We start from the raw sequence: 9,957 nt of genomic DNA, 5'->3' as shown, positions 1-9,957 counted from the left end.
CACCCTCCCAACGACCGAAAGATTCGACATGTTCAAGAACATCAAAGTCGCCACCAAGCTCTACAGCGGATTCGCCGTCATCGTGGCGATCCTCCTGGTGCTCACCGGCACGTCCTACTACAGCTTCAGCAGCCTGACGGAAGGCAACCGCTGGAACGTCCACACCTACGAGGTGCTCGCCGAGGTGAACAGCGCCTTGACCAGCCTGGTCAACATCGAGACCGGCGAGCGTGGTTTCGGCCTGGCGGGCGACGATGCCTTTCTCGAGCCCTACCGTGACGGCATGACGGCCTTCAAGACCCACTGGTCCCAGGCCAAGAAGCTGACCGCTGACAACCCCAAGCAGCAGGAGCGGCTGGACGCCCTGTACGCCAACTACGAGCAGTGGATCAACAAGGCCCTGGAGCCGGAGATCGCGCTGCGCCGCAAGGTCAACGATGGCCAGGCCAAGATGGACGAGCTGGTGGCCAGTGTGCGGGCGGCCAAGGGCAAGCAGTACATGGACGGCATGCGCACGCAGCTGTCGCAGATCTCCGATGCGGAGAGTGGCCTGCTGGTCCAACGGAGCAAGGACGCCGAGCTGCTGCAGGCCCGCACGAGCGCCGTGCTGATCTTCGGCAGCCTGGCCGCCATTCTGCTGGCGGCTGGCGTGGGCTACCTGCTGGTGCGTGACCTGCTGAAGGTGCTGGGTGGTGAGCCCGCCTACGCCGCCGCAGTGATGGAACGGGTGGCCGTGGGCGACTTCGAGGTGGACGTGGCGCTGAATCAAGGCGACACCAGCAGCCTGCTGTACACCACCAAGCAGATGGTGGCGTCCGCCGGCGAGAGCATGGGCGACGTGGTGCGGGTCATGCGCGCCATGGCCGATGGCGACCTGACCCAGACCATCGACCGTTCCTATGAAGGCACGTTCGGCGAAATGAAGGACTACGTCAACCGCACCGTCGAGAAGCTCTCGCAGGTGGTGACCGAAGTCAACAGCAGCGCCGAGGCGCTGGCCGGGGCCTCCGAAGAAGTCAGCGCCACGGCCCAGTCGCTGAGCCAGGCCGCCAGCGAGCAGGCGGCGGGTGTGGAAGAGACCAGCGCCTCGATCGAGGAGATGACCGCCTCCATCTCGCAGAACACCGAGAACGCCAAGGTCACCGATGCCATGGCCACCCGCGCCGCCTCCGAGGCCACCGAGGGCGGCGAGGCCGTCAAGGCCACCGTCAGCGCCATGAAGCAGATCGCCCAGAAGATCGGCATCATCGACGACATCGCCTACCAGACCAACCTGCTGGCCTTGAACGCCGCCATCGAGGCCGCCCGCGCCGGCGAGCACGGCAAGGGCTTCGCCGTGGTGGCCGCCGAGGTGCGCAAGCTCGCCGAGCGCAGCCAGGTGGCCGCCCAGGAGATCAGCGACGTGGCAGGCTCCAGCGTGGAGCTGGCCGAGCGCGCCGGTCAGCTGCTCGACCAGATGGTGCCCAACATCAAGAAGACCTCCGACCTGGTGCAGGAGATCACCGCCGCCTCCGAGGAGCAGTCCTCCGGCGTGGGCCAGATCAACGCCGCGGTCGGCCAGCTCAACCAGACCACCCAGCAGAACGCCGCCAGCTCCGAGGAACTGGCTGGCACCAGCGAGGAGATGAGCAGCCAGGCCGAACAGCTGCAGCGCGCCATGGCCTTCTTCAAGGTCCGGGGCGGCTCCCTGCAAGGCCAGTCCGCGGCCCCCGCACGGCGCGCCATCCAGGCCGCCAAGGGCAGTGCCCAGCGCTCGGTGGCGCGTCCCAAGCCGATGGGCAAGTCCGCCATCGCGGCCAGCACGGCGGTCAGCCACGACATCGACGAGTCGCAGTTCACCAACTTCTGAGGGGACGGACCATGAGCGATCCCGTCAAGACGCCCGGGGCCGAGCCCGCGCAGTACCTCACCTTCCTGCTGGGCAGCGAGATGTTCGCGCTGGGCATCCTGGCCATCAAGGAGATCATCGAGTACCGCAATCCCACCGAGGTGCCGATGATGCCCGCCAGCGTGCGCGGGGTGATCAACCTGCGCGGGGCGGTGGTGCCGGTGGTGGACCTGCAGGCCCGCTTCGGCCGACCCGTCAGCCCGGTCTCGCGGCGCAGCTGCATCGTCATCCTGGAGGTGGCCCAGCACGGTGAGCGCCAGGTGGTGGGGGTGGTGGTGGACGCCGTCAGCGAGGTGCTGGACATCCGGGCCGAGGACATCGAGCCCGCACCGGCTTTCGGCACCCGCATCCGGCGCGACTTCATCGCTGGCATGGGCAAGGTGCGCGAGCGCTTCGTGATCCTGCTGGACGCCCAGCAGGCCCTGGCCATGGACGAGTTGACCACGGTGGGCGAGACCGAAGACCACGCCACCACGGCCCTGGCGGAGCCCGCCCTGGCCTGAAAGGCAATGCCATGAGCACATCGTCTTCCCCCCAGTCCCGCCCCTGGTGCCGGGCGGTTACCCGTCGGTGCTGGTGGTGGACGACAGCCTGGTTCAGCGCCAGCATGCGGCCATGCTGTGCCGCGAGCTGGGCATGGACCTGGTCTACGAGGCCAGCGATGGCCGCGAGGCCTTGGCGCTGCTGTCCATGCTGGTGCTGCCTCCGAGTCTGCTCATCGTGGACTTGGAAATGCCTGGCATGGACGGCTTCGAGTTCCTGGAGGAACTGCACCGCCTCCAGGTGTTTCTGCCCGTGCTGATTGCCTCCTCCCGAGAGCAGATGCTGATGAACTCGGCCAACACCCTGGGCAAGGAGCTGGGCCTGCCGATGGTGGCCACGCTGGCCAAGCCCCTGTGCCTGACGCAGCTGCGCGAGGCCCTGACCAACCGCCTGCCGCAGCAGGCCGGCCGCGCCCGGCCGGCCCCGCTGCCGCTGACGGCCGGCGATCTCGACACCGCCCTGCGCGAGCACGCACTGAAGGTGCATTACCAGCCCAAGGTGGACATGCACACCGGTTTGCTGCGGGGTGTGGAGGCCCTGGCCCGCTGGACCCACCCGGTGCTCGGCCCCATCCCGCCAGACCAGTTCATCCCGCTGGCCGAGCAGTCCGACCTGATTGAGCCGTTGACCCTCTCGGTGCTGGATCAGGCCCTGGCCCAGACCGCCGCCTGGCAGACCCGGGGCCTGAACCTGTCGCTGGCCATCAACCTGTCGCCACGGCTGCTGGAGAGCCCCACCCTGGTCGAGCACTTCAGCGCCCAGGTGGCCCAGCACGGCCTGGACCCCCACCAGCTGATGATCGAGATCACCGAGGGCTCGCTGGCCAAGCGCCTGGACGTGGCGCTCAACCGCCTGGCGCGGCTGCGCCTGCGCGGCTTCGGCCTGTCCATCGACGATTACGGCACCGGCTTTTCCTCGATGCAGCAGCTCGCCCGCATCCCCTTCACCGAGCTCAAGATCGACCGCTCCTTCGTCAGCGAAGCCACCCAGCGCCCGCATCTGCAGGTGATCCTGCGCTCGGCCCTGGAGATGGCCCACCAGCTGGGCCTGGTGAGCGTGGCCGAAGGCATCGAGACCCTGCAGGACTGGCGGCTGCTGCAAACCCTGGGCTGCCAGATCGGGCAGGGCTGGCTGATCGCCAAGGCCATGCCCGGCGATGACCTGCACCCCTGGCTGCGCGGCCACCGGCAGCGCCTGGCCCTGCTGCGGGCTGAGCCTGAAGACCTTGCCGCCCCGACACAGCAGCCCGACTGACGGCGCCCCGAACCCCCGTGAGACCCCCATGCACGCCCTGAGCGAACACGAATTTCAGCGCTTCCGAGAGTTCATTCACACGGCCGCCGGCATTTCGCTGTCTCCGGCCAAGAAGTCCCTCGTGAGCGGACGTCTGGCCAAGCGGCTGACCGCGCGTCAGCTCGGCGGCTTCTCGGACTACCTGGCCCTGCTGGACAAGCGCGAGGAGCATGCCGAGGCGCAGATCGCGGTGGACCTGCTGACCACCAACGAGACCTACTTCTTCCGCGAGCCCAAGCACTTCGAGTTGTTGCGCAAGGTGGCTCAGGCCGCCCCGGCGCACCGGCCCTTTCGCATCTGGAGCGGTGCCAGCTCCACGGGCGAGGAGGCCTACAGCATGGCCATGGTGCTGGCCGATGTGCGCGAAGGCCAGCCCTTCGAGATCGTCGGCACCGACATCAGCACCCGGGTCCTGGCCCGCGCCCGCCAGGGGCACTACCCCATGGAACGGGCCCGGCAGATGCCGGCGGACTACATGCGGCGCTTCTGCCTCAAGGGCACCGGCCCGCACGCGGGCACCCTGCTGGTGCAACGCGCCCTGCGCGAGCGGGCGAGGTTCCTGCACGTCAACCTCAACGAACGCCTGCCGGACCTCGGCACCTTCAACATGGTCTTTCTGCGCAATGTGCTGATCTACTTCAACACGGAGACCAAGCGCCAGGTGGTGAACCGCGTGCTGGAGACCCTGCCCAGCGGCGGCTGGTTCTGCATCGGCCACTCGGAGAACCTCAACGACCTCGACGCCCCGGTGGTCCAGATCGCGCCGTCGATCTATCGCAAGACTTGAACGGAGACCCCCATGTCCGAAAAGATCAGGGTGATGGTGGTGGATGATTCCGCCGTGGTGCGGCAGGTGCTGCAGGGTCTGCTGCGCGATGCGCCGGACATCGAGCTGCTGGCGGCCGTGGCCGACCCGCTGCTGGCGGTGGAGCGGATGAAGCAGGGCTGGCCCGACGTCATCGTGCTGGACGTGGAGATGCCGCGCATGGACGGCATCACCTTCCTGCGCAAGATCATGGCCGGCCGGCCCACGCCGGTGGTCATCTGTTCCACGCTGACCGAGAAGGGCGCCAAGACCACGATGGACGCCCTGGCGGCTGGCGCGGTGGCGGTGGTCACCAAGCCCAAGATCGGCCTCAAGGAGTTCCTGACCGAATCGGCCGAGGAACTGCTGGGCGCCATCCGCGCCGCCGCGCGGGCCAATGTGCAGCGCCTGGCCGCCCGCGCGACCAGCGGCCCGCCCTCGGCCCCGCCGCCCAAGCTGAGCGCGGACGCGGTGCTGCCGGCCACCGGGGCCCGGGCCATGTCGCAGACCACCGAGCGCATCGTCGCCATCGGCACCTCCACCGGCGGCACCCAGGCGCTCGAAGAGGTGCTGACCCAGTTGCCGCGGGTCTGCCCCGGCCTGGTGATCGTGCAGCACATGCCCGAGAAGTTCACCGCCGCCTTCGCCGAGCGGCTCGACCGGCTCTGCCAGATCCGGGTCAAGGAAGCCGAGAACAACGACCGCGTGATGCCCGGCCAGGCCCTCATCGCGCCGGGCGGCCGCCACCTGCTGCTGCAGCGCAACGGGGCCCAGTACCGGGTGGAGGTGCGCGATGGCCCGCAGGTCAGCCGCCACAAGCCCTCGGTGGACGTGCTGTTCCGCTCGGTGGCCCGCTCGGCCGGGGCCAATGCCCTGGGCATCATCATGACTGGCATGGGCGACGACGGCGCCGCCGGCATGCTGGAGATGCACCAGGCCGGCGCCCAGACCCTGGCCCAGGACGAGGCCAGCTGCGTGGTCTTCGGCATGCCCAAGGAGGCGATCAAGCGGGGCGGCGTGACCCGCACGGTCGGGCTGACGGGCATTCCGCGGGAAATCGTTGCCGCCTTGTAAAAAGATGGAACAGAGGCTCAACACGGCCTCTGATCGGACGATCAAGCGGGCATGTCCACCCTGCCCACCCTTGCCTCCAGCGGCCTGGCCGCGGCACAGGCGCGGCTGGATGCTTCGGCGAACAACATCGCCAATGTGGCCACACCGAGCTATCGACGCGAGGATGTGGTGCAAAGCACCCGCGCCACCGGGGGGGTGGACGCCTCTTTGCGCCAGCTCGACCCCCAGGGCGACCAAGGCGCCAGCAGCAGCCAGCTCACGCAGGACGTGGTGAACCAGCAGGTGGCGCTCTACAACTTCCAGTCCCAGGTGCTGACCCTCAAGACCGAGGGCAGCATGGTGGGCTCGCTGCTGGACTGCACGGCCTGAAGGGCCGCGCGTCCCCTTCTCGAGGGGGCGGCAAGCACCAGGCGGGCCGCTATGCTGGCGGCCCATGTACGAATCGTTCTTCGGCCTGGCCTGCGAGCCCTTCTCGGTCGCGCCGGATCCGCGCTTTCTCTACCTCAGCAAGCAGCACCGTGATGCCCTGGGCTACCTGAACTACGGGCTGCGCCGGGCCGGCGGCTTCGTGCTGCTGACCGGCGAGATCGGGGCGGGCAAGACCACCGTCTGGCGGGCCTTCCTGGAACAGCTGCCGCCGCGGCTGGACGTGGCCTACGTGGTCAACCCGAAGATGAGCGTGCAGGCCCTGCTCAAGCGCCTGTGCGAGAGCCTGCAGGTGGAGCTGCCCGCCGATCCCGACCGCCCTGGCGCGGAAACCGACCTGATCGATGCCCTGCACGGCCACCTGCTGCTGACCCATGCCCAGGGACGGCGCACCCTGGTGGTGGTGGACGAGGCCCAGGCCCTGGCCCTGCCGGTGCTGGAACAGCTGCGCCTGCTGACCAACCTGGTGACCAACGAAGACAAGCTGGTGCAGGTGCTGCTGATCGGCCAGCCGGAGCTGCGTCAACTGCTGGAGCACCCGGAGATGGCCCCGGTGGCCCAGCGCATCGTGGCGCGCTTTCACCTTCAGACGCTCAGCCGCGACGAGACCGAGGCCTACCTGGTCCACCGGCTGACGGTGGCCGGCCTGACCGGCCCGCTGCCTTTCGAGGACGAGGCCATCCGCCGCATCCACCGCCTGTGCCGGGGCACGCCCCGGCGCATCAACGTGCTGTGCGACCGGGCCTTGACCCTGGCGGCCGAACGCGGCCAGCACCGGGTGGACCGCGCCCTGGTGGAGGAGGCCGCCAGCCAGGTGTTCGACCTGCCGGGCTTGCGCCGGCTGAGCCCCCAGCAGGCGATGCGCTGGCTGGGGGGCGGGGCCGCGGCGGTGCTGGCGGTGTTCGCACTGACACGCCTGCTGCCGCCCTGGCAAGCGGCCCCGGCGGCTGCGGCATCGGCATCCACCCCGGCGCTGTCCCCGTCACCGGCTCAGGTGTCGCCGCCGCGGCCAGCCGCCTCGGTGGCCGTGCTGGCCCAGGCGGCCACGGTGGCCTCGTCACCGCCCGACCTGCAGCCCCACGAACCGCAGGCCGAGGCCGCCGACAGCCTGGGGGCCCAGGTCTTCACCCAACACCTGGCCGAGGCCCAGGCCTGGGAACGCCTGGCCCAGCGCTGGAACCTCACCCTGACCCCGACGGCCGACCCCTGCGCCAAGCTGCCCAGCCAGGGCCTGCGCTGTCACAGCAGCCTGGGTGGCCTGGGCCCGGTGCGCCTGCTGGACCGGCCGGGCTGGCTGCTGCTGACTGCCCCGGATGGACGCAGCACCCGGGTGCTGCTGGAGGGCCTGCAGGGTGACCAGGCCCGGCTGGGGCTGGCCGATGGCCGCACGCTGACCGTGCCGCTGCTGAAGATCGCCCCCTGGTGGCAGGGCGAGTTCCACACCCTCTGGCGCAGCCCCCCGGGCTACGGCGGTGAGGGCGTGCTGGCCGCCGAGGGCCCTTCCGGCCGCTGGCTGGCCGAACAGCTGGCACGGCTGGACGGCGGCCCGGCCCAGGACAACGCCGAGGGCCTGGCCCGGCGCATCCGCGCCTTCCAGATGGCCCAGGGCCTGCAAACCGACGGCCTGCCCGGCCCCTTGACCCTGATGCGCCTGAACCACGCCACCGGCCTGGTGGAGCCCACGCTGAACGACGGCGCAGCGCGCTGAGGGGGCGTCAAGCCGCCGGCCAGACCAGCCGGCGTTGGCTCTCGAAGACCAGGGCCTGGCCGGTGATCGGGTCGGTGAAGGCCAGGCGGCGGGCCAGCAGCTGCAACGGCCGGCTGAAATCCGGCGCCTGGCCGGGCGCCGGCTCGGGCTGCAGCACCGGGTAGACGCTGTCGCCGAGCAGCGGCGCCCCCAGGGCCAGCATGTGCACCCGCAGCTGGTGGGTCTTGCCGGTATGCGGGGTCAGCCGGTAGTGAGCATGCACTCCGTCGTTTGAGAGCATCTCGATACCGGTCTCGGCATTGGGCTTGGCCTGGCACTTCGTGCATCTGCATGCGGCGGTCTGAGGGTTCCAGCCGGCTGTGGCGCCGCAGCGGGCTGGCCAGCTCGGCCCGGTAGGGCGCCAGCGCTTCGTAGACCTTCTGCACCTGCCGTTCGCGGAACAGGGCCTGGTAGGCATTGCGGTCCTCGGGCCGGCGGCTGAACACCACCACGCCGGCGGTTTCCCGGTCCAGGCGGTGCAGCGGGGTCAGTTCGGCCAGGCCCAGGCGGCGCTGCAGGCGCGCCAACAGGGTGTGGCGGGCATAGCGGCCCACCGGCGCCATGGGCAGGAAGTGCGGCTTGTCCACCACCACCAGGCGCTCGTCCAGGTGCAGCAGTTCCTCGGCAAAGGGGATGTCCACCTCGCCATCCACCTCGCGCCAGTACCAGACCCGCTCGCCCGGCCGGTAGGCGGCGTCCACGGCCAACGCGGCCCCGCGCTCGTCCAGCACCTCGCCCGCGGCCAGGCGGGCCTGCCATTGCGGCTCGTCCAGCACCGGCAGGCGCCAGGCCAGAAAGGCGCTCAGCCGGGGCCAGCGCTGGTCATGGGGCAGGGCCACGCAGCTGGCCGGCACACCGTGGCGGGGCGCCGGCCGCCAGGCCGGGCGGGGACGGGACATGGGGCGTGATTGTGGCCTGCGCCCCAGGCTTCGGCCCGTCTGAACCGCCCAGCACGCTGTGGACAAGTGCTGTCAAGGCACAGCTCTGTGGACAAGTTTTGAACAAGGACCCGGTTTTCCACAGGCCGAATGGCAGCCGCCTGCTTGTTGTCTTTTGCTCCCCGGGTCTTCCAGACCGCCGGCCACAGACTTTGGGAGAAGACAAGCTGTTGATCTCAAAAAGAAAATTCGGCTTATCCACAGCGGCAGGCGCCCTCTACTACAACTGCCAAGTTGAGATATCAAAAGACAAAGGGAATAACAGCCCGGAAGTTTTTTCGACGAGGACGCCTGCGGCGGGCCCATTCAAGGCGTGTAACGCACCTGGGTGGCGGTGAAGGTGAGGGTCTTGCCGTCCTGCACGCGCACGATCTTCAGAGGCATCCAGCCCAGGCCCTGGGCCAGACCGACCTCGAAGCCACCCTCCGGGCTGGTGCTGACCAGACGCAGGGTCGGATAGGCCTTGCCGTCGTAGCTGGCCGTGCCATCGGGCAGCTTGGAGAACTGATGGGACACCACATTGCGGCCATTGGTCACCGGCACCGTCTTGCCGGCCACCTTGTCGCCCATCCAGATCAACTGGTAGGCCAGAGCGTTGATGTCCTGCAGGCCATCGGCCAGCGGCTTGTCATGCAGGGGCACGGCCGTGCGGCCGTAGCTGACGACATGGGTGCTGCGGTCCACCTTGGCGACGGAGCGCGGTTGGGGGTCGCCCACCTCGTAGTCTTCATAGGAAGAAGGCTCCAGCCCCTGGGGGCCCACCCGGCCCTGGCTGACGTAGCGGCGGTTGGCAAAGCCCAGGGGCAGCTTGAGCTCGGTGCTGAGGGTGTAGCGGTCGCCGTCCAGGCGCCAGTGCTGCTCGGCCTCCAGGCTGACCACGCCCCAGCGCACCTGGTAGGTCAGGTCGGCGCTGTGGGGCAGTTCGGCCGCATGCACAGGGGCCAGGGCCAGGCAGACGCTGCCCGCCAACATCCAGGAACGCAGGGAAGAAAGGGAATGAATTCGAAGCACGGTGGCCTTTCGCAGGGAGTTTCCCAAGGGGACTTCTTCAGAAAACGGTGGTTCAGGCCCGGGTGTTGACCGCAGGCCTCGGCGGGGCGCCTGTAACAACGTCTCGCAGGTCTGCTAGATTGCCCCTTTCACGGCCGGCGCGCCGGTTCACGGAACCGTTTGTCGCAAATCCGCTCACTGTGCTGTGACGCCGGGGAACCCGTCCCCGGCGTTTTTGCGTTTGCGGTGATCC

9 protein-coding genes and 1 pseudogene are annotated in these 9,957 nt (G+C 69.1%); 7 read left to right on the top strand and 3 right to left on the bottom strand.

Going from position 1 to position 9,957, the window contains the following annotated elements; genetic code table 11:
- From I73_RS00995 to I73_RS00965, 7 genes are all read left to right on the top strand, one after another.
- Positions 1-1,849: CHASE3 domain-containing protein (locus I73_RS00995; RefSeq protein WP_040499369.1), on the top strand; the 1,849-nt coding region annotated here is incomplete at its 5' end.
- An 11-nt stretch (positions 1,850-1,860) separates the two neighbouring features.
- Entirely contained in the window at positions 1,861-2,391 is a 531-nt protein-coding gene (locus I73_RS00990) for a chemotaxis protein CheW (protein WP_022978912.1), read from the top strand.
- 46 nt (positions 2,392-2,437) lie between these two features.
- A complete protein-coding gene (locus tag I73_RS00985) occupies positions 2,438-3,685 on the top strand; it encodes an EAL domain-containing protein (protein ID WP_022978911.1) in 1,248 nt (415 codons plus the stop codon).
- Positions 3,686-3,713: 28 nt separating this feature from the next.
- A complete protein-coding gene (locus I73_RS32050) occupies positions 3,714-4,511 on the top strand; it encodes a protein-glutamate O-methyltransferase CheR (protein WP_022978910.1) in 798 nt (265 codons plus the stop codon).
- Positions 4,512-4,523: 12 nt separating this feature from the next.
- On the top strand, positions 4,524-5,603 hold the full coding sequence (locus tag I73_RS32045; RefSeq protein ID WP_022978909.1) for a chemotaxis response regulator protein-glutamate methylesterase: 1,080 nt from the start codon (positions 4,524-4,526) through the stop codon (positions 5,601-5,603).
- A 51-nt stretch (positions 5,604-5,654) separates the two neighbouring features.
- Complete coding sequence (locus I73_RS00970) at positions 5,655-5,972, top strand: flagellar basal body protein (protein WP_022978908.1); 318 nt, start codon at positions 5,655-5,657, stop codon at positions 5,970-5,972.
- Between the two features lie 64 nt (positions 5,973-6,036).
- Positions 6,037-7,737 (top strand): ExeA family protein, encoded by a 1,701-nt coding sequence (locus tag I73_RS00965; RefSeq protein ID WP_022978907.1) that lies wholly within the window; start codon positions 6,037-6,039, stop codon positions 7,735-7,737.
- Positions 7,738-7,744: 7 nt separating this feature from the next.
- Here I73_RS00965 and I73_RS34760 read toward each other — a convergent pair whose 3' ends face one another.
- The 3 genes and pseudogenes from I73_RS34760 to I73_RS00950 all read right to left on the bottom strand — a co-directional run bounded on the left by I73_RS34760 (position 7,745) and on the right by I73_RS00950 (position 9,686).
- Positions 7,745-8,194 (bottom strand): pseudouridine synthase, encoded by a 450-nt coding sequence (locus I73_RS34760; protein WP_374701934.1) that lies wholly within the window; start codon positions 8,192-8,194, stop codon positions 7,745-7,747.
- Positions 8,148-8,339, bottom strand: a pseudogene (locus I73_RS33615) (pseudouridine synthase); the annotation flags it as partial. The gene I73_RS34760 and the pseudogene I73_RS33615, both read right to left, overlap by 47 nt.
- 681 nt (positions 8,340-9,020) lie before the next feature.
- Entirely contained in the window at positions 9,021-9,686 is a 666-nt protein-coding gene (locus I73_RS00950; RefSeq protein ID WP_022978904.1) for a DUF3108 domain-containing protein, read from the bottom strand.
- Positions 9,687-9,957: the final 271 nt, after the last annotated feature.

Origin of the sequence: Ideonella sp. B508-1 (assembly GCF_000333615.1) — a bacterium.
In the GTDB taxonomy this organism is placed as follows: Bacteria; Pseudomonadota; Gammaproteobacteria; order Burkholderiales; family Burkholderiaceae_C; genus Ideonella.
The sequence above is the reverse complement of the archived record's forward strand: the minus strand, read 5'-3'. Positions and strand labels throughout refer to the sequence as shown.